Origin of the sequence: Leptospira harrisiae (genome assembly GCF_002811945.1) — a bacterium.
Taxonomy (GTDB): Bacteria; Spirochaetota; Leptospiria; order Leptospirales; family Leptospiraceae; genus Leptospira_A; species Leptospira_A harrisiae.
Genome location: NZ_NPDX01000008.1, coordinates 1 through 21837 on the forward strand (window position 1 = coordinate 1; position 21837 = coordinate 21837).

Below are 21837 nucleotides of genomic sequence, written 5' to 3' on the forward strand. Positions count from 1 at the left end.
CCAAATCCATTGCTGATTGTGCATGTCTGGGTTGAGGGTTTACTTGATACCGTGATTACGTAGTTTGTGCCATCTGGATAGGATTGTGGGAGATAAAATCTTCCACTTATATTAAATGGTGCTTGTTCTGCTGCATTATTTTGCAAATAGATAATGCCACTTAACCCAGCAATGTTGCCGCCAATACGATAATTTTTGCCTGATCCCGCACTTTCACGAGCAGAAGATATTGAGGAAGTTGCATAATCAGACAATAAAGTCCTTACAATTTGGTCTGATGTTTTGTCGTCCTCTTTCAAAGTACAATTGATAAACATCATGAATATTACTATAACATAAATTACTGTGCGCATAACACTAATATCTTCGGCAAATATTTTATTTCATAAAGTACATAAGTTAGCCGATAATCAATTCAGGTATTTTACCCAATGGGCCAAAGACTACAAATATTTTCAACAATAGTATTATTTTCTTTTTTATTTTCCATCAGTTGCTCTACGATTCGCAAAAATTATAGGACAATCCGAACTGATGTTTCAACAACCGATTTCAGCAATGGAAAGTTTGGGAAAACACAAAAATTCGTTTTGAGGCGAATCAATCAAAAACCGACTACCTATATTAGTGCGGCGAGAGACAACTTGACCGAAAATTTAAGATATTTCTTAATCAAAAAAGGTGCAAATGTAGAAATCGCCAAAGAAGATGTAATCACCCAAGTTACAAATTCAGCGAATAAACCTGAAGCCAATATCTTTACTCCAGAAAAACCTAACGAACTTTCTAAGGAAGCTATTAAAGAGTTATTGTCTCAACAACAAGGCGAACTTTTGCTTGATGGTTATATTTACGAAAAAGACTTAGGGAATGTAATCGATCCTGATTTTAGTACTGGAATCATTATAAAAGTTTATTCAACAGATGGAACACTGGTCGGAGAGTGCATCATTGGCTCTTTTTATTCTACCAGTGATTTTGAGGTGAATCAAATTTATGCATCTCTCATAGCAGATAAAATTGCTCAAAACTATCTCTCTTATTCAGAGAAATGGTTTAATTTTTTTAAGAAGTAACTTCAGCTTTTCATGTTTAGAAGAATATTCTATTTAATGATTATTCCGATTTCAATCATTCTACCTCAAGCCGGAGAAAAACTTTATCTTGATGTGAGAAAATCTGAAGATGTAGCAATTGAAAACTCGCCAGAGCTAAAGCTACTTGGGAGCCAACAAAGAATTAAAGGACTCATAGTCAATGAAAACTGGAGAAATTACTTTCCAACTGCTTCGGTTTCATGGTTTCGAAACTCAAATGTTGTTGAAAACGAGTCGGACAGCCGCTCCCAACGTGTTTCGTTAAATTTAGATCAAGTTATATATGATGGTGGCAGAAGAAAGTTGGCTCTACAGGCTGCCATGCATGACCTTGATCTTTCTAAATACGATTTGTTACTCTCAATTAATGATTTGAAGTTTAAAACTCGAAATGCTTATTATACTATACTTAGCAATAAAGCACAATTAGAGTTGCAAGAAAGGTCGATTGAACGACAAAAAGAACAGTTGAAATTTGCACAAAGAGAACTTAAATTAGGTGACACAACAGAAGTGCAAGTTTTGCAGATTTCAAATCGATTGAATGAGATCCAACTCCAACACAAACGAACAGAAATTGCTTACAGTACAGGGCTAGAAGAGTTTAAAATTTTACTACGGTTGCCCAGTTCTTCAGAAGTTAACCTAAAAGATAGAATTGAAGATGGTTATGATTTTCAATTCAAAACAATATCTGAAAAAGATTTGGTAGACTTAGCATTTCGCTCAAGAGTAGAATTTGATAGGACTAAAGCTGCCGAATTACAAGCTTTATCAGAACATGAAATTGCAAAATCGTATTATATACCAACTTTTTCAGTAGGAAGTTATTATGCATCCGCAGGAGACCGGTATGAGCCCAGACAAAGGGAATATGGTTTTAATTTTAAAATGAGTATGGCTCTAGGAGCAAATACCGTCCAGGATACTTCGAACTATATTTCTCGAAATCAAGATACAGACCGTGCTCTCACCTCCTCTACAACGGTTGGAATCTACGATAATTTACAGTATAAAAGAAAAATTGCTCAATCAGGAATCGCCGCTGAACAAGCAAAAATAACAAGAAGACAATTGGATGATATTATACGTATTGAAGTGCACAAGGCATTGCATAACTATAATGTTACTTGGGAATCCATGTTATTAGCTGATGAAAATGCTGACTCATTTGATAAGCGCCTAAAAATCAAACAAAGACAGGTTGAAATTGGCGAAGTGAGACGTGTGGATTTAGCCGAGACTGAGATATTTTATTTAGAAGCACAAAAAGCAAAAATTAATACTCGAGTTCAGTTTCTCCTCTCAGTATCACAATTGGAAATGGCAGTAGGAGCCAGTTTAGACTCATTAAATTTAATTATGCAAAAAAAAGGGAAAGATGAATAATTTAAGAATAATTTTGGCAATCAGTTTACTCGTAATCAATTATTGCTCTGATAATAAAAATGAAGCTGCAAAAAAAAAGAAAACCACCAATCGATCAGTTTATACCTTAGAACAATCGGACAAGGAACTTACAATAAATCTTTTAGGTACTGTTTCTCACAAAAACAAGGCAGAAGTAAGTTCAAAAGTGATTGGAAGAATTGAAAAAATATTCAAGGAACAAGGACAAAAGGTAAATAAAGGAGAAGCTTTAGCAAAGGTTGAGACATTGAACCTTGAGTTACAGCTAAAAAAAGACGAGGCGTCTGTTGAAATTCAAAACAAACAAATAGATCTTACTAGAGCAAAATATATCCAAGCAAGACAACGGATTGAAAAAGAAGTTGCCAATATTGAAAAAGCAAAAGCTGAAGAAGCAGAAGCAAAAGCAAATTTAGAAAACTTAAAAAGAACTTTAAACAATAAAAAAGATCTATTTGAAATTGGCGGTGTCTCTGAAACAGAACTGAAAGGTGTTGAAACAGCGATGGTATCAGCTGAGACAGCATATTTTAAAGCACAAAAGAATTTACTTTCAATTCAAGTGGGTTATAGACCAGAAGATCTCAAAAAAAATGGGTTCAAAGTCCCAACCAATCCTGAGGCTCTTCGCGAAGCATACGTAGATTATAATACCATTGTAGAAAAAGCCGAGCTTGATATGGCAATCGCAAACCTAAAGGCCACTCAAGCAAATATCGAAACTACAAAATTACTGATCAAAGAATCAACTCTACTCTCTCCTTTAGATGGGAAAATAGCTGTACGCAGTTTATATGTAGGTGAAACAACGAAAGAAGGAACACCAGTGTTTGTTTTAGTTGATGATTCGGAAGTCTTTTTGACATTCCCTGTAAGTGAAGCAGATGTACCGAAATTTCAAGAAGGCAAATATATCGAATTCTCCATAGATGCTTTGGGCAAAGAAAAAAAATTTAAAGGTAAAATCGTAATCGTATCACCGATCCTTGATGCACAAAGTAGGACAGCTGAAATTAAAGTTGAATTCAAAAACGAAGGAAAAAAATTAAAACCTGGTATGTTTGCTAGAGGAGAATTTCGTTATACTCTTCCGGATGACGGCTTTTTAATTCCTAACAACGGAATCATTCTCTCTGAAGATAAAAAAACTGGAAAAGTATTCATCATCAATAAAGATAAACTTGCATTTAGTAAAGAAGTGAGCGTGATTTCAAATGAAGGTGATAAATTTCTAATCACAGGCCCATTAAACGAAGGTGATAGTATTGTTCTCGGAAATTTAAATGGACTTTCTGATGGACAGCCTTGGGACCAATAGTTTGAAGTTAACAAAAAAATTGGCAAGCGAAGGGAAAATCTCGATTGCAGATACATAACTAAAGCTCATTCCGAATATTACTGCCAAAGACATGGGTCGCCAAAACTCGGAGCCCTCGTTTGAACCAAAAATTCCGGGAATCAATGCGAATATTGTAGTCAGAGTAGTCATTCGCATCGCCCTCTTCCGATTAATAACAGCCATTTTCATTTTCTCTGGAAATGGAATGGAACTTTCATTTCTAAGTGCATTCTCAATGATCATGATCGCATTGTTAATAGATAAACCTGCCAATAATATAAAACCTATATAAGTTGAAACATTATAAGTTTGTCTAAATATAAAGAGGAAAAATGTAGTTGCGGCAATATTAATAGGAACCATTAACATGATAGGAAAACTAATCCGTAAAGATTGAAACAAAATAGCAAGTGTTCCATAAATCAAGCCAACAGCAAATAAAATAAAACCAAACATCTCAATTTGGTTTTTTCTTAGTTTTTTAACTGCATCACCCAAATCATAGTAATAGTTCTGCGGGAATGGAAAAACTTTCAACTTTGCTTCGGCTTTTTCCGCATATTCCGACAAACTAATGTCTTTAAAATTTGCGGTAATCGTAACCATTCTTCTTTTATTTTTCCGATTGATTCGTGTATCCGATTTTGTTCGTTTTGTCTCTAGTAAATCAATGAGAGAAACTTTTGAATCATTCACTGGGATCAAGGAATAAGTAAGATCGTCTACGGATCGCCGATCGTCAGCCCTAAATCTTACACGTATATCCACTTCGCGATCTCGATCAAAAATTTTAGTCGGTATTGAACCTTGTAATGCTGTACGAGCAAAGTCTGAAATAAACTGATTGGTCAATCCAGCTAAAGCAACTTTATCTTGTCGCAAACTCAATTGGATCTCTTCTTTACCATCTCGAAATCGAAAAACCACTTGGTCAGTTTCTTTAAGTTCTTTCACAGAGTCTGCGACTTCTCTTGAAAGTTTCTTTAATTCTTCTAGATCATCGCCGATTAAATCAATGTCCAACTCCTTATTGGAACCAAAAGCATTTGCATCTATATAGTAAACAAAAACGCCCTTTACCTCGTCTGTTGTGCTTCTCAGCTGATTCTTAATATCATCAGGAGAATTCCCAGCAAGATCTTTCTTTAATTTAATTGATAAGTCAGCATGCCATTTTTCTACTTTGGTAGAGACCTTTTCGACATAGGGATTTTTGGAAATCAATTCTTCGATTAACTTAACACTTCTACTCGTGGCTTCAAGATTTGTTCCTGTTGGTAGTTCAACACTTCCCATTATCTCACGACTGCCGGCAAAATCCACATACTCTTTACGAATGAAGAACATAAAAACAAATCCCAAAGAAATGATTATTAATAAAGAAACCATTTTTGGATGGGTCAATTTAAATCGATGAAATGGGATAGAAAAACTATATTGCTCTTTAATAGACAAAAGAGAAGCCAACGGCGTTTTCTTCTGATCAAAAAAATCAGCACTTAGAAAATTCCATTTTTCTGGCACAACACTGCAAAGCATCGGTACGAAAATTAACGAAAGAAAATAAGCGATTAGAATACATGCAGTAATAGAAGTTGCAAGATCTAAAAAATTATTTTTAAAATCAGCAGACGCATATAACAACGGAATAAAAACAATTATATTTGTGACAGAAGAAGCAAGTAGTTCTTTCCATAATTCTTCTATTGATAAAAAAATTGGATCTGAAACATGATTCGAAATATTAGAGTTAATCCGTTCGATTACTACAATTGAACTATCAATGAGAACCCCAACACCTAAAGCAAGACCCGCTAATGTCATTATATTTAATGATTTCTCAAGCGAATCTAGAATAACAAAAGATAAAATAACAGCAATAGGAATCGTAATGGATATGATGATTGTATATCGCAAATCCTTTAAAAAAAAGAAAACTATTAAACTGCAAGCCAGAGCACCTACCAATCCAGAAGAAGAAACCGAATCTAGAGCTGCTGAAATGTATTTTGACTGGTTATATGCAATCTCAAATGCAATATTAGGGTATTCAAAGTTTGTTACTTCTTGTTCCAAAAGTCTACAAACTTCTAAAATATTCGCACTACTGTTTTTTTTAATTTGTATGCTAACATTTTCAGCCCCCTTCTCTCTACTCAAATCCGATAAATCACGCTCACCATCATAAATTTCACTAATATCTGTTATATGGACCACTTTCCGAGTTTTACCTACGACAAAATTAATATTGCGTAAGTCTTGAATTGACTCGATCCTATTTTTTAACCTCAATTCATTTTCATTTTCGGGAGAATTAATTAATTTCCCCAAATAGATGTCTCGATTGATGTTTCTAATTTCATCCATCACATGACTGGGAGTTAACCCGGTTGACAATAATCTTCCTTTATCGACATCAACACGAATCTCTCTGTACCGCCCTCCGATCACGATGACTTCGCCCACTCCAGGAATTCTTTCGAGAATTGTTTTCAATTTTTTTTCTGAAATTTCTCTAAGTTCCTTAAGACTTAGAACCTTCGAAGTTAATCGGATGGTGAATACAGGCTTATCTTCCGGATTAAACCTAACGACATAAGGTTCTTCTACTTCTCTTGGGAAGTTATACCTTACTAACTCGACTTTTGATTTTAGTTCGACTGATTTATATTTAATAGGCTCTTCGGAATTAAAAAAAATTGTGATTTTTGACTCTCCTTCTTCAGAACTTGATAGGATCTTCTCAACACCACCAACTCCCACAATTTGTTTTTCAATTGGCTTAGTAATGAGTTCTTCTATTCTAGAGGGTGAATTTCCGGGATATCGAGTTATAATAGATAAAATATTTGATTCTTTTTTTGGCATTAATTCGTATTTTAAGTTTCTATACGAAGCAATGCCAAAACCTAACAAAGCTACAACGAACATTGTTACTGTTATTTTTCTTTTAACAATGATAACAAGAAGGTTGTTCAACTATTTCTCCATTAGTCCTTTTTCTATCATAACCTTACTAATAATAGGTATAAAAAATAAACTGATTACAGTTGAGAATATGAGTCCTCCAAAAATTGAGGCAGCCAAAGACCTCTGAGAAGTTGAACCACTAAAAGAAAACAACAACGGGAGTAATCCAAGAATCGACGTAAGTGTAGTTGTTAGAATTGGAATTAACCTATCTTTGGCACCTTCAACAATCAACTTTTCCGTATTTTTAAATTTTGTTTTTTCATCTCTATAAAATTCTACTATTAATATCGCATTATTGACAACGATCCCTGCCAAAAGAATGGAACCAAGTAGTGACATCATATTAATCGATTCATTGAAAATAAAAAGAGAGGCAACTACACCAAATGCTGCGAGAAAAATGGAAAATAAAATTAACAACGGCAACAAAAAACTTTCCATTGCTGCGGCAAGGGTCATATAAACTAAAATAATCGAAAACAGCAAAGCAATCCCTAAGCCATTCACTGCGACATCCAAAATCTTTTTGTTTTCGCCAAACGCTATGGATGTACCATTTTCATTTAAATTCCCGACTCCTACAGCATCTCCCACCTTATTATAAGCACTGGAGATACTTTGGTCGTCAATTTCCATAGCAAGAAATCCAATTCGTTTCCCATTTTGGCGATTGAGAATTCGACTTGATTTTCTAGATTCAATAAATGCAAAATCTTTTAAAGGCACATATTTGTTTTCATCCACCTCAAAGTGAATGTCTTTTAGTTTGTCAATTCCGGTTCTTCCCTCTTGTCCAGAGCGAATTAAAATTGGTATCTCTTCATCTTTTACTTTATAAAAAATAGTTTCATCGCCTTTGACTATTGTTTTTAAAGAATCCCCCACATCAGACGTTCGAAGTCCAAACGAAGCCAGTCGGTTTCTATCAAACGTAATTCTAACTTCATTTAATTCTTGATCGAATGATGTTTGAATTTCTTTTGAACTAAAAATCTCTTTTAGTTTAATTTTTAATTTTAGAATTTCTGCATTGATATCATTATAATTCCCACCTGTAACAACAACAGAGACTTGTTCAAATGAAAAAGGTAACACTTCTGATAAAATATCTGAGGATGATATGATTTTAATTTTCTGTTGCTCATCATCCATTTCTTTCAATCGTTCGATGAATTGGTCTTTTTTGGAAAAACTACTAAACCTAAAAAAAATCTCCGCACGGTTTAAACCGAATTCGGAAGTTGGAAACATAGTTAATTCTTTTTCCTCAAACCCGAGTTTAGAAAGAACATCTGCATTTTCATCAACGAGAATAGCTAACTTCTCAATATTCTGGACAACTTCCGATGTTTTCTGGATACGTGTACCATTTGGTAAAGTAAGTTTAATGTTTAGATCCAAACGTTGGACTTTTGGCATAAGATTGACCGAAATGATAGAAGCAAGGAGCGCAGCAAACAAAAGAGAACCAAAAGCAACCATTAAAACAACTTTCGGCTTCTCTAAAAACATTTTCAAAAAGAACACATATGTAGCTTCGATCTTAATGATTAAGTTTTTACTAATATTCATCAAACGATCATTATTCTTAAATTTTGATGAAATCATTTTATTGAAAAAAGGAAGAAACACTAAAGAAACCATCAAAGATGACGCCAAACAAATACAAACACTGAGTGCAAAATCTTTAAAGATAATTCCTTCCAAACCATTGAGATAAAAATTTGGTAGAAAAACAACGATGGAAGTTAGGTTCGAAATTACTAAAGCAAATGCAATTTTTGACGCACCAATTTCAATTGCTAGGTGTTCATCCTTTGAATTCTTTTTTTCTTTATGAATGGACTCTAAAACAACGATTGATGAATCGACCATCAAACCAACTCCAACGGCGAGTCCACCTAACGACATTAAGTTCAAGGACTGACCGATAAAGTGCATACAAATAAAAGAAACGAGTATTGATGTTGGAACTGAAAAAGTAATAAGGATTGCTTCTACCCACGAGCCTGTAAAAATAGTAAGGATAATAAAACATATAACTACTGAAAGAATAATCGAACTAGCTACATCTTTAACCGAAGATAAGATTAGATCTGACCTATCTTCTACAATTTCCAATTCCAAAATATCAGAAAACCGGTCATTAATTTCGGTAATGACTTCTTGAATATTTCGCGCAACCTCAACTGTGTTTTTTCCGGATTCCTTGCGAACATCAACGAGAATACATTCAGATAAATTTCTACGACAAATACTTGTTTGGTCTTTGAACGAATCCTTAACACTTGCAACATTATTAAGATAAACCGGAGCCCCTGATTCGGAAGTTTTAAGAATTAAGTTTTCTATCTCACCAACGTTCAAAAATGCACCCATGGTTCGGACAGTCACCTCATCCTCTCCTCTGATGATATTTCCGGAAGGGATATTCTCATTATTGGATGCAATTTGTCTTTGGATTTCGTTTGGAGTGACCGAATAGGACTTCATTCGATTTGCATCCAATTCAACTAATATCCGTCTTTCTAAGCCCCCGGATAAGGTGATGGTTGCAACTCCATCCGTTTTTTCAAAGATAGGTATAAGATTTTTTTTTATGAAATTGCGTAGGATTTTGAAATCGCTAGATTTAGGAAACGCTACGATTCTAACAATTGGTTTGTCATTGGGGTCAAACTTTAAAACAATCGGTTTTTTGACATCGATCGGCAATGCACCTTTTACTAAGTCTAACTTTTCTCGGATGAGGACTGTTGCGAGATCTACATCTGTTCCCCAACGAAATCGTACCTTCACGATTGACATTCCTTCCAATGTTTCCGAGAAGGTTTCGTCCACTCCCTCTGCTGAGGCCACTACTTCTTCGATTGGCTTCGAAACGAGGAGTTCCATCTCCTCAATTGATGCGTTCGGATAGGTAGTTAGAATGGTAATCGTAGGAATGGTGATATTTGGAAATAACTCAATCTTCAGTTTCGAAAAACTGATGGCTCCAATTCCAAGAATAAAAACCAGGCAAACAGTAGTAGTAACCGTCTTGCGAAGAAAGTATTTTACCATTATATATTAGGAAATCTAATTAAAATAGTTCTGTCAGAGTCCATTATATTCCCATGATTGTCTTTGATCCCAGAGCTCCCACCCTTAACCGTTATGGAATAGGTTGAGCCCTTGTCTAAACATTTGGCAACGGTACCAAACGCAGTGATGTTTGGTGCCAGAGGAGCCGGAGTTGCATTCACTGGATTTTCAAAGTATTCTTGGCAAACCCCAATTGCCTGGCCAAACTCCCGTCTTACAGTAAGGCGCAGAGAACTTAATAGAAGTTGACCATTCGCTGGCAAAGTCAAGCTACAAGTTGCGAAACTCTCACCGTAACAGAATCTAAAGTATAAATTTTGATCGCATTCATTAGCTAATGCTGCACAAGGTGTAAGCGGTGGGGATATTATGTTTAATTGATAATCACGGAGTTCGTTTAGGAAGGCAGCGTCTGAATAGATTCCAAGTAGAAATATTTTTTGCGTGGAATCTCCGAGTGTTTTTATGTTATAATTATACGACTTCCTTAACCGATTGTTTTGAAAATCTACCACAGCATCACTGATTGTTAAATTATAAATTGTCACTGGATCTAAAGGTTCCAAAAATCGAATTTCAAAATTTGTTGGAGATATTTGTTTTAGGTTATAATTTTTCGAAGGTGTAATTCTAATGGCTCCTGCCAAGGGGATTGGCTGGACTGGTTCATTAAATATTAAGGTAAACACGTCATCTCGATTAAATCCTGTTTGGACTTGTATCTCATTAGCAATAAAGTTTGCTACCGATAGTGTTGCAATTGAAATTAAATCAGGAGATACCAAATCATCCCCTACTGTAAATACAACATTCTGGGCTGAAGAAAGATCGTTTCCACTTTTATCACGTGCTGTTGTAGCAACACTGAGCGAGTATACTGTTCCAAAGTTTAGCGGATATTTAGGGATGAATTGAAATGTTTGGTCGTTGTCGGAAATCACTGTATTGGGAATGTCAAACTCAACGGATGGACTTAGGGAAACGGCACCAAATACGGACAATTTGTCCATAGGTTTGTCAAATTTTACCGTTACTAACGAATTAGGTGAAACTCCTACATCCCCATTTGCCGGAACTGTCTGAGTCACTTTTGGTTTATTTAAGTCTGTAGAATAACTAAATCGAGACCTGTAGTCATCCAATAAATTTACTCCACCAACAGACTCCGCTTTGGACTTTCCAATACTAAAAATATACATTCCAGGATCTGATAACTTATTGTTGGGTGAAAAAACCATTAAGTTTCCGATCCAGGAGAAAGTTCCCCCCACTGCCGAACCATCTCGAATCAAACTAAAACCCGACTGAGTGAAAGTTTGATTCATTTCCTCTGAAAACAAAATGGATATTTTTGTGTCGGGGGAAATTCCAAGCGAACCATCGGCTGGATCAGCAAGGATGATCCTAGGCGGTGTCGAAGCCGGTAATAGAGATGTTGCCGGTAAAAAATCGAAAGGACCTTCCGCATTGTCTAACAACTGGCTACAAGATATTTCCAATAAAAAAACAAAAATAACAAATAGTCTAGTTACCATAGAAAATAAACTCCAAATCCTTAGGTAAATAATTCTCGTTTAAGTCATGGAGGCCATTCGGACCTCCGGCAATTTTAAAAACATACCTAACTTCGTTCCCAGAAATTCCGCCTAACCTAACTTTAATTCGCTGGGGATTTAGGCTTGGCTGATAATCCACTTGTTGAACAAAAATGCTAGAGGTTACAGGACCACCTGACAAGTAATTAACGCTAATTGTATTGAGTAGGCTATTATCTCCTGTCAGCTTTAATTTTTGACCTCCAGCAGTTTGCAGAACTATCTCAACTTCATATTGATCCGGACAAGTATATCTCGGTCTAAATTCATAAGCAAAAGATGGATCTATCGGCATATTAATCGTTTGGTCCACTGCGGTCTCTAAAGTGCATAGTGTTGGTGCCGTAAACGATCTGCCCAGAATTTGGAGCGGAGTGATATTTACACTTGTTATTGGGTCATCCACTAAGAAATCAACCGTATGCGATTGATTCATGCCTACTCCACTTGCACTAGTGAAATCCCGACTAATGGACAAACGATACTGCTGTCCTGTGACCAGCGGCGAGGAGGGAGTGAATTTAAGAAGTTGGCTACCAGTCCATACGAAAGACCCATTAATGCCAGGAGAGAAGCGAATTTCTCCATTGATATTTTTCATGGCCATCGGAGTGGAAAAATTAAAATTAAATATATCAAACTTAGAAGCACCTGTAAAACTATTGACAAACGGATCTGGGTTCAACGTCCCCCAGTTTGTCAAAGGCGCAGTCACTGTGGCCCCAGTCACTGTGACAGTTGGAACGACCAAGGTGGTTGCTGTGGAAAAAGCAACTAGGTATTCTTTATCCAGTGCAATGCCAAGTGCACTTTTTGCATTTACATTGACTCGCAAACGATAGGTTGCCCCTAAATTTAAGGGAGACTTCAATCGCAATGTTAACTCGCGAAAACTGGAATCCCAAATGGGAGTGAACAAGGCACTTGCTCCTTCAATGGTTACCGCATTATTTGTGCTAACTGGATCCATAGGTTGCGAAAATTGAACCAATAGATCAGAATTGACAGGCCAACCTAATTGTAATTCTCCGCTGAGCGGAGGATTTGTAGCGACTACTGTTGGTGCTCCACCAACACCAATTGTGTAAAAACTAGAAATAAAATTTTTAGCCATTCTATTTCCATCTTTGTCTTTTGTGCTACTTGCATTAAAACTGATCTCATACTTTTTCCCTTGTGTTAAACCAGCGGAAAAGTTTAAAATCAATCGAGTATCGAACACCCAAGAGGGAGTGAATGAAGTATTCCCACCTGGTGCGGAAATACTAATGGCTGACTCAACCAATGATCGATCCATTGGTTTTGAAAAATCGATAATGATCGGCGAATCAACTTTCACCTGACTTGCTTCAGGTGCAGGATTGATAAACAAGACTTTTGGATAAACAAACCCATCTTCAATCTGTGCACCAAGTAACCCTAATACATCGGCTTCATTTGGTATTTTATTACATTGCAAGAACAGAAGAAAAAAACTGAAAATGCTAACGACCATTACCCTTATCATTTTCTTTTCGACTTCCTCGCTACTTCTGGTACTGGCGCCGGTGTTTTTGATTCAGACGTAGGATTCAACCCTGCATTTCTATAAATCTCATTGAGATCTCTTTGAATTTTCTCTGACCTTTTTGCAATCTCAATCCCATGCGAGTATTGGATCAGCGCATCTTTAACATTCCCTTCTTGTTCAAACAGTTTTCCCAAATAATAATGTGCATCGATTTGATTATCATCAAATTGAATTGCCATTGATAATTTCTGCTTAGCGTCATCACGTTTAGAAGAATCTAACATATATATTTTGCCGAGCCAAGTTAAAGAGGTTGCGTTCCCCGGGAAATCATCTAATAGATCTTGAAAGGTTTCTGTTGCGTTTTCATGTTTCCCAAGATAATACTCGGTTTTTCCTTTCATTAATCGAGCAGATACAAAACTATCATCCGCCTTTACAGCATTTGAAAACTCAGCCAAGGCTTTCTCCAAACTTTTTTTGGAATAAAAGTCAACCCCTTTGGAGTATGAAGAAATTGCGTCTTCTCGATTTTTACAGCTTAACGTCAAAAACAATAAAACAAAAATTACGTGATATATTTTAATGCTCATTAGGGAATTATTGTAACCTTATTTCGTTCTTTAATTTTTGCTAATATAACCTTTGCTTCTTCCGCTCTGTTTTTTGCTGATAGTTCTAATTTTCTCCAATAGATAAATTCTTTTAGAACCACCTTTTCCGATTCGGTAAGATTTTCTTTTTTTAAAATTCCTGTCTCTTTTAGTTTAGATAAGATTTCTGTTTCATTCGCGATCTCGTCAGAAATTTTTAATCCACCCGTTTTCTCAAAAATATAGAAATCCAATATCCCTTTCACTAAATATGGTTTTATAAATTCTCGAAAAGACTGACTCGAAAAATCGATTTCTCCGATAGCTTCCGATAAGAGAATAGACTCATTGATATAATTCTCGAGATAAAGCCTCGCTTCTTCAGGGTTGAACAAAGGTGGCTTTTTCTCAAAATATAATCTAAGATTCCTCACATACTCTTTATATGCATCTTTTGAAAATCGTTTCTCACCTACTAAAAAAAGAGCCGGCTCACCAACTCTTTCATTCAGTATACTTTCCGCAAAACCTTGTATATTCTTATTGCCCTTACAGGAACATAGAGCTGTAATGCATATTGAAAGAATTACAACTTTTGAGTTCATTTACTTAACTCTGAAATTCTAATCTTTGCATCTTGAACTGGTTGTTTCATTTCAGGAGATGCAATTTTTATAAAAATTTCAAAGGATTCGATGGCTTTTTTCTTATCACCCTTTCTCATATACATTAATGCAAGATTATATCTCGCTTCTGGAAAATCAGGGTTATTTTCAGTTGCAGTCTTATAATATTCTAATGCCTTTGCGACATTATCCTTTTTTTGGAACAGAACCCCTAAATTATAGTGAGCTCTAAAAAAGTCTGGGTTGATTTCCAACGATTTTTTAAAATAAGTTTCTGCTTTTTCCTCATCTTTGAGCAAGAGATAAGTAAACCCAACATTATTAGGATATTCTGGCGACAAAGGATCCTTATCATGCGCTGATTCAAATTTCTTTCTAGCATCAAGTACTTCACCTCTTTGAAGTAATCCAATACCATCAGAGTTGAGTTTTACTGCCTCGGATACATCTTTCAATTTACTTTCCTCGCTTTGTGCGCAAACACTAGTGAATGACAACACAATCAAAGAAACAAGAACAAGTGTTAGAGCTTTCAAATATTTTACCATTTCCATTTTGGCCAAGTTAATCTAATCATCGTATTGCGAAAGTACTAATCTTTAATTTTATTTGACAACAGAGAATATAACCACAACCTAACAAACAATGAAATTCTTTCAATTCTCGCTTAAAAAAAGACACCTAATTTTCGCTACATTTACGCTTATTCTATTTCTTGCTGGAGCAATTTTTTATGTCACTTATAACAGAGGCAAATGTTCATCAGGCGATTGTAATACAGGTTTTGGTGTTTTAGAGCTGAAGGATGGCACCTACTACGCTGGTGGATTTTTGAATCACAGGTTCCACGATTTCGGAATATTAAAACACATCAGTGGCGAAAAGTACGAAGGGTACTGGCACAGAGGTGAAAAAAATGGCAAGGGAAAGATATTTTATGCGGATGGTGCTTTTTACGAAGGGAATTTTAGAAGGAATATAAAACATGGTGAAGGGTATTATGTTTGGTCCGATGGTACAAAAATATCCGGCTTCTTTGTTGATGGTGAACCCCAAGGAAAATGTACATTAACACTACCTAATAAATTAATTCTCGTTGGTGAATACGACCGCGGGATTGTAATCAATGGAGAAGGGATTTATATTTATGACGACCAGTCTCGATACATTGGCAATTGGAAAAATGGTAAAAGAGAAGGTAAAGGCACAATGCTTTCTCCTTCTGGCGAAATACTTAAAGCTGGCACGTGGAAAAGCGATCACTTCCAGGGCCCATAACAATCTCTAATCCTAATAAAACCAAAGATCTTGTAACAAAAAAACCTTACGATTCAAATCTCTTAAAAAATAGATCAGAATCGTAAATTAATTTCTATGTCGCAAACTGGAAATACGGCAAACTATCTTCCGGCTCACGTATCCTTTGTTTAACGAGGAAGGTTTTAATTTTTCCTTTTCCCTTTACGTCGATTTCGCCTCTCTCTTCCAAATCAAAATCGGATTTGATTAAATCCGCTGTCGATTCCGTGATTTGAATTTCATTTGGTAGGCCATGTGACTCCATCCGGGAAGCAAGATTCACCGCATCTCCCCAAATATCATATATAAATTTTTTTGTTCCAATCACACCCGCAACAACAGGTCCAGTATTGATCCCAATCCGCATGGCAAGTTTGGTGCCACTTTTCCCAAGCCTCAGCCGAGATAAAAGAGATTTCATATCCCATGCCATATGAACAGCTAACAATGAATGGTATTGGTCAGGAGCTGGCAAACCGGCAACTGCCATATACGCATCTCCTATGGTTTTTATTTTTTCTAAACGATATTTCTCTGCAAGAACATCAAAATAAGAAAAAATTTCATTTAAGATACGAACCACAGCTTCAGGTCTCATTCCCGATGAAATTTGTGTAAATCCAACAATGTCTGCAAATAGAACGGAAACCTCTGGATAACTGTTTGCAATCAAACCTTGTTTTTCTTTTAACTCTTCTGCAATTGATTTTGGCAATACATTTAACAAGAGTTTTTCGGCTCTTTCTTGTTCGTTGCGTACCTTTTCGTATGCATTTGCAATTTCAATCCGAGAGTCTTCATTTTCTTTTAATGTGGAACGTACTTTTCCAAGAACCAAGTTATATCGTTCCGCAATTTGGCCTACTTCTGTAAAAGGTTCAACTGGCACATCAAGTGTTAAATCTCCAGTTTTATGTTGGTAATCCATAGATAAAAAGAGATCTATCAATTCTGTTGTTGCTTTGTGTTCCGAAATGTTCAAACCCATCCGTTCTTCTGTTTCATCAACTCTTAGATGGTAAATTCGATTGAGACCTTTAAATATTAAATAAGATACAGAAAAAGCAAAAAGGCCTACAACAAAGGCACCCAAAATTTGAATGAGAAGAAAGTCTCCTCTTCCGTTCGTTGCACCTAAGCTCTCAATGTCACCGAAAATTCCTACTGCCAATGTCCCCCAAAGCCCACCAACGAGATGGACGGGAACGGCACCTACAGCATCATCAATTTTCCATCTTTCGAGTAATTTCTCAGCAGGAATCGTCAGTGCACCTGCGATCATTCCAATCACCGCTGCCTGCGCAGGTTCCACACAATCTGCACTCGCAGTGATTGCGACAAGACCCGCCAAAGACCCGTTTAGTGGGGAAATTGCCTCAGGATACCCTTTCACAAGCCAAGTTAAAAATAATGCGACCAACATTGAAAATCCAGAAGCGATGATAGTGTTTAATATAACAATAGGAACCGATCCATTGAATGCTAATGTACTGCCGCCATTAAATCCCATCCAACCAAACCAGAGAATAATTCCACCTAACATGGCTAATGGAAGATTACTTCCTGTGACAGTTTTGGAAGGTTCGCCAATTTTAAATCTTCCGAGTCTTGGTCCAACAACAAGAAGCAAAGCCAAAGAAACCCATCCACCAACACTATGAACTTGTGTGGATCCTGCAAAATCATGAAACCCTAGTTTTTCTAACCAACCTTCGGATGTCTCTGTGAATGTTCCGCCCCATACCCAGTGACCAACGATAGGATAAATAATACCAGAGATAAGAGCTGTAGCAAGGAGGTATGATGGAAACTTTAAACGTTCTGCGACGGCACCTGAAACAATGGTAGATGCAGTTCCACAAAACATTAGCTGAAACAAAAAGAAAGTAGGAGGCCAAGCATTGTCTTTAGGAAAGTTTGGTAAAAATAAATTTGAACCTATTAAACCATAGATAGAAGAACCAAACATGATTCCAAATCCAAACAAATAAAATAGAAGAGTTGCCACTCCGAAATCAGCAATGTTTTTAATCGCAACATTGATTGAGTTTTTTGCTCGAGTCAAACCAGACTCCAAAACCAAAAATCCACCTTGCATCATTAACACAAGACCCGAACACACAAGTACCCATAAAATATCTAATAGATTTTTTTGAACCGACATCCCCTACCCTCAAAATCAAATTCCGCTATTTGAATGACTTAAATAGATTTGATTCTATGATCATTACGATTATTTTTAGATCAGCAAGTCGAATTCTAAGGAATATCACCTAACAATCATTTTAAAAAATATACCAGAAGTACCAAAACTAAATGTTTTGTTTATAAGATAAGCAACTTGCTTGTTATTTATTCCCAGCGCCACCGATCGCAGCGGAAATCCTTTCGCTTGCGAAAGATTGGAGCGAAGAGCGGGATCGTGCCTTAATGAGATATTTGTCACCAAACAATTTCGAGGCGCCCAAAGGAAAAGAAAGATCGCTATTTTGTTTTTTTTTAATAAATGGCGTGACTCTTTCAAAAAAACGTAAGTTGGTCCTATTGCGATTGATGCAAAAACAAATGTTCCACCTAATGCAGTTAATGCGTTTGAAGTTTCCTCATAACAAAGCCAGATTCTGGATCAGCGATGTTTTCGTTAGAAACAAAACCAGAAACAAGACGGGATTCTTTGGAATTTCGAAAGAATTCATCGCAGAAAAAACTTCGATATTCCCAATCATCTGAAGAATTAATGACAAGAAGAGTGGAAAATGTCGCCGTAAATACAACCATCAATAAAAGAAAAAATAAGTAGCAAAAGAGAAAGATGATTTAGAAAGTTTCATCAATGTAATTTCCTTTTCTATTTGTTTTTGATCGATTGAACTGCACTGGTTCAAAATCAGGTAACTTTATACTAAAAAATTATGAAACTGACTGTAAAGGTAAAACCAAATAACAAAAAACCAGGATTAGAATTTATATCGGAAACAGAATGTATTGCGCGATTGAAATCGCCACCCATAGACGGAAAAGCAAACGAAGAATTAATCGAGGTGCTTTCCGACCACTTCCGCGTTCCCAAAAAAAACATAAGTATTTTGTCAGGAGCTTCATCCAAATCAAAATTGGTTTCCATCCTTCCCAAAGATTGAGAAACATCAATCAATCAATCACACCAAAATCTCTCAATTTTTCTGTTCACAGATTCTTAGTAAATTGATAGATTTGTAAAATTAAGCGTTCCTTTTGCATCTATGGTATCGAATGAATAAAACCAACACTCTATTGGAAACAAAAAACCTTGGAAAAACTTACCAAGTTGGTGAAGTGCCACTGGTTGCCCTTCATTCAGTCAACCTCAAATTCAATGAAGGAGAATTAACAGTCATGTTAGGCGCTTCTGGATCCGGGAAATCGACTCTACTTAATATTTTAGGTGGGTTAGACACTGCTACCACTGGGGAAGTTTTATTTCATGGAAAAACATTGGCACTCGAAAATGATGAAGGGCTCACACAATATAGAAGAAATCATGTAGGATTTGTATTTCAGTTTTATAATCTTATTCCAAGTTTAACTGCGGAAGAAAACGTTCGTTTGGTGACCGATCTGTCCAGCCATTCAATGACGCCTATTGATGCCTTAACATTAGTAAAACTTGCTGATAGAAAAAATCACTTCCCCGCACAACTTTCTGGAGGAGAACAACAACGTGTTGCTATTGCACGTGCGATAGCAAAAAGACCAGAACTTTTGTTATGTGATGAACCAACAGGGGCATTGGATTTTAAAACAGGAAGGATTGTCTTAGAAGCAATTACAGGAATCAACAAAGAGTTAGGTACCACCACAGTTGTGATTACACATAATGAATCCATAGCTCAAATTGCTGATAGAATTATTTTGGTTAAAGACGGAACCATTGTTTCAGATTCCATCAACCGTCATAAAAAACCTGTATCCGAGGTTAGTTGGTGATCGGGAAAACCTTAAATCTTAAACTATTAAGAGATTTAAAGTCGATGACGATGCAGGGACTCACCGTGGGGCTCGTCATTGCAGCCGGTATCAGTTATTTTTCAGCTTCTTGGGCTGCTTATTTTTCGCTACTAGATGCTCAATACAATTTCTACAGCAAACAGAACTTATGTGAAGGATTTGTTTATTTAAACCGGGCGCCTTCATATTTAGAATCAAAAATTCGAGCTCTTCCGGGAATTTCTGACTTCGAAACTAGAATTTCAAAAGAAATTGTATTGGATTTTCCAGAAGAAACTTATCCTTCGGCTGCTCAATTGATTTCATTGCCAGAACATACAAATACTTTATACTTAAAAAAAGGATTTTTACCAAAACAAAATCAAGATGTAGTAGTTAGCGAAAATTTCGCTAACGCAAACAAACTGGAACCAGGCTCAATTCTCTCTTCTATCATTGGAGGAAAACGAGTATTTCTTCAGGTAACGGGCGTTGGGTTGTCTCCGGAGTTTGTATATGTTTTCAGACCAGGAAACCCTATGCCAGATGATAAACATTATGGTATCATTTGGATGAAACGGGAAGCAATGGAAACGAATTTTAATTTTGAAGGAGCTTTTAACCAAGTCATTTTTCATTTCGCTTCAGACGGTGTAGAAAGACAACGCACTATGCGTGATCTTGATGTTTTGTTGGATGAGTTTGGTGGGTTAGGGGCAAAGGAAAGGAAGTTTCTACCATCTGATTCTTTTTTGAGTGATGAGTTTAGACAACTTAGGACGACAGCAGTTTTTTTGCCGGGAATTTTTTTAGCAATAGCAGCTTTTCTTTTACATATTATATCTAACCGACTTATTTCAAAAGAACGAGAACAAATAGCAACTTTACGAGCACTTGGTTACACTGCCAAAGACATTGTTTTTCATTATCTTAAACTAATCACCTTTATCACTGCACTTAGTAGCTTATTAGGATTGATCGTTGGTTATTATTTAGGAAATGCAATGACAGGTCTATATGGAAGGTTTTATAAATTTCCGCAATTAGTACCGATTTTCCCTCCCCTACTCGCATTATTCAGTGTTAGTTTTGGAATTTTAATAGGTGGTTTAGGAACCATTATCTCCTTACGTACCATCATTAAACTAGATCCAGCACAAGCTATGCGACCTGCTTCCCCTGGAACCTATACAATTTCTTTTTGGGAAGTTTGGATCACAAACCTAAGAACAATCCAAAGAATGGTTTTCAGAAATTTATTCAAAAGACCAACTCGCACGATACTTACAATCTTAGGTTTGTCTACTTCGATCATGATTATGATCATCGGAAATTTTATACAGGATACAGTGGGAACTTTACTTGATTTACAATTCAATACAATCCAAAGAGAAACTCTCACGCTAGTTTTCAGAGTTCCTGTAGAGGATTCTGTATTGTTAGATTTAAAAGAAAAAAAGGGAGTTTTTATTGCGGAAGGTCAACGTTCTATCCCCATTAAAATTACTAAAAATAGGAAATCAAAAGACACGGTTTTAACAGGAATTTCCGAAGGCACTGATTTAAGAAGAATTCTTAACCATGACTTACGCCCCATAGATATTCCAGTTTATGGAATTATGATGAATACAGAACTAGCAAATAAAATGGATATTCAAAAAGGTGAAACCATTGTTATTGAAACATTGGATGGGGAAAAAAGAAAAATTCCCGTTATCGTTTCTGCATTCGCAAATGAAATATTAGGCCAAGGGGTGTTTATCAATCGAGAGAATCTCAATCGGATGTTAGATGAAGGTAGTTTGATCAATATGGCATTATTAAAAACGGATCCTATCGAAGATAAAAATTTAATTGAAGAGTTCAAAGACAATCCACTTGTGATTGGCCTGTTTTCAAAGTCAGCAATCCTTAATGCTTTTAAGGAAATGATGCAAAGGTCTCTCCAATCCACTTCGATTGTCATTTTAATATTTACAATTATCATCTCGATTGGAGTAATCTATAATACAGCCATGATCACACTTTCTGAGCGTATTTACGAATTAGGCAGCTTACGAATTCTGGGATTTAGTTTAAAGGAAGTTTTTGAAATTATAGCTTGGGAGCTCACCTGGCAAATTATAATTGCAATTCCAATCGGATGTTTTTTCGGAAATAAACTCGCAAATTTGATATTAAATAATAACGAAACAGAAGGGTTCAAAGTACCAGCTGTGATTTTTCCATCAACTTACTATTATTCAATTCTTTTGGTATTATTTACTGCAGCAATCAGTTTTGGAATTGTATATAGAAAATTAAAAACAATGGACTTATTAAGCGTACTCAAAGTGAGAGAATGA

The 21837-nt window shown here is 36.1% G+C and carries 15 protein-coding genes and 1 pseudogene; 7 read left to right on the top strand and 9 right to left on the bottom strand.

Annotated elements, in window-relative coordinates; genetic code table 11:
• On the bottom strand, positions 1-353 hold a 353-nt coding region (locus CH364_RS18765; RefSeq protein WP_208859279.1), incomplete at its 3' end, for a hypothetical protein.
• A gap of 291 nt (positions 354-644) precedes the next feature.
• Here CH364_RS18765 and CH364_RS18160 point away from each other — a divergent pair.
• From CH364_RS18160 to CH364_RS18170, 3 genes are read left to right on the top strand one after another with little or no spacing between them, the layout of a single operon-like run.
• Positions 645-1076 (top strand): hypothetical protein, encoded by a 432-nt coding sequence (locus tag CH364_RS18160; RefSeq protein WP_125178725.1) that lies wholly within the window; start codon positions 645-647, stop codon positions 1074-1076.
• A 36-nt stretch (positions 1077-1112) separates the two neighbouring features.
• Complete coding sequence (locus tag CH364_RS18165; protein ID WP_207762315.1) at positions 1113-2486, top strand: TolC family protein; 1374 nt, start codon at positions 1113-1115, stop codon at positions 2484-2486.
• Positions 2479-3825, top strand: coding sequence for an efflux RND transporter periplasmic adaptor subunit (locus tag CH364_RS18170; protein ID WP_100745071.1), 1347 nt, complete (start codon positions 2479-2481; stop codon positions 3823-3825). The genes CH364_RS18165 and CH364_RS18170 overlap by 8 nt, the downstream gene beginning before the upstream one ends.
• Here the strand turns inward: CH364_RS18170 and CH364_RS18175 are convergent.
• The 7 genes from CH364_RS18175 to CH364_RS18205 form a co-directional block, all read right to left on the bottom strand.
• Positions 3787-6825 (bottom strand): efflux RND transporter permease subunit, encoded by a 3039-nt coding sequence (locus tag CH364_RS18175; protein ID WP_100745072.1) that lies wholly within the window; start codon positions 6823-6825, stop codon positions 3787-3789. The two genes, CH364_RS18170 and CH364_RS18175, sit on opposite strands and share 39 nt — an antisense overlap.
• On the bottom strand, positions 6826-9882 hold the full coding sequence (locus CH364_RS18180; RefSeq protein WP_100745073.1) for an efflux RND transporter permease subunit: 3057 nt from the start codon (positions 9880-9882) through the stop codon (positions 6826-6828).
• The gene (locus CH364_RS18185) at positions 9882-11438 is read right to left on the bottom strand and encodes an Ig-like domain-containing domain (RefSeq protein WP_100745074.1); all 1557 of its coding nucleotides are present in this window, start codon (positions 11436-11438) and stop codon (positions 9882-9884) included. The genes CH364_RS18180 and CH364_RS18185 overlap by 1 nt, the downstream gene beginning before the upstream one ends.
• Entirely contained in the window at positions 11428-12993 is a 1566-nt protein-coding gene (locus tag CH364_RS18190) for an Ig-like domain-containing domain (protein WP_165779523.1), read from the bottom strand. The genes CH364_RS18185 and CH364_RS18190 overlap by 11 nt, the downstream gene beginning before the upstream one ends.
• An 8-nt stretch (positions 12994-13001) precedes the next feature.
• Positions 13002-13469, bottom strand: a complete 468-nt coding sequence (locus tag CH364_RS18195; RefSeq protein WP_165779524.1) for a tetratricopeptide repeat protein — start codon at positions 13467-13469, stop codon at positions 13002-13004.
• 131 nt (positions 13470-13600) lie between these two features.
• The gene (locus tag CH364_RS18200) at positions 13601-14206 is read right to left on the bottom strand and encodes a hypothetical protein (protein ID WP_100745077.1); all 606 of its coding nucleotides are present in this window, start codon (positions 14204-14206) and stop codon (positions 13601-13603) included.
• The gene (locus CH364_RS18205; protein WP_165779525.1) at positions 14203-14763 is read right to left on the bottom strand and encodes a tetratricopeptide repeat protein; all 561 of its coding nucleotides are present in this window, start codon (positions 14761-14763) and stop codon (positions 14203-14205) included. Before CH364_RS18205 ends, CH364_RS18200 begins: the two co-directional genes overlap by 4 nt.
• A 109-nt stretch (positions 14764-14872) precedes the next feature.
• Here CH364_RS18205 and CH364_RS18210 point away from each other — a divergent pair, with 109 nt between their 5' ends.
• Entirely contained in the window at positions 14873-15505 is a 633-nt protein-coding gene (locus CH364_RS18210) for an MORN repeat-containing protein (RefSeq protein WP_100745079.1), read from the top strand.
• Positions 15506-15599: 94 nt separating this feature from the next.
• Here the strand turns inward: CH364_RS18210 and amt are convergent, their stop codons facing one another.
• On the bottom strand, positions 15600-17690 hold the full coding sequence (gene amt, locus CH364_RS18215) for an ammonium transporter (protein WP_100745080.1): 2091 nt from the start codon (positions 17688-17690) through the stop codon (positions 15600-15602).
• 748 nt (positions 17691-18438) lie between these two features.
• Between amt and CH364_RS18220 the strand changes: the two genes are divergently transcribed.
• The 3 genes and pseudogenes from CH364_RS18220 to CH364_RS18230 all read left to right on the top strand — a co-directional run bounded on the left by CH364_RS18220 (position 18439) and on the right by CH364_RS18230 (position 21837).
• Positions 18439-18666 (top strand): DUF167 domain-containing protein, encoded by a 228-nt coding sequence (locus CH364_RS18220; RefSeq protein ID WP_100745081.1) that lies wholly within the window; start codon positions 18439-18441, stop codon positions 18664-18666.
• A gap of 112 nt (positions 18667-18778) precedes the next feature.
• Positions 18779-19300, top strand: a pseudogene (locus CH364_RS18225) (ABC transporter ATP-binding protein); the annotation flags it as partial.
• A 236-nt stretch (positions 19301-19536) separates the two neighbouring features.
• Positions 19537-21837 carry an ABC transporter permease gene (locus tag CH364_RS18230; RefSeq protein ID WP_207762314.1) on the top strand — a complete coding sequence of 767 codons (2301 nt, stop codon included), beginning with the start codon at positions 19537-19539 and terminating at the stop codon, positions 21835-21837.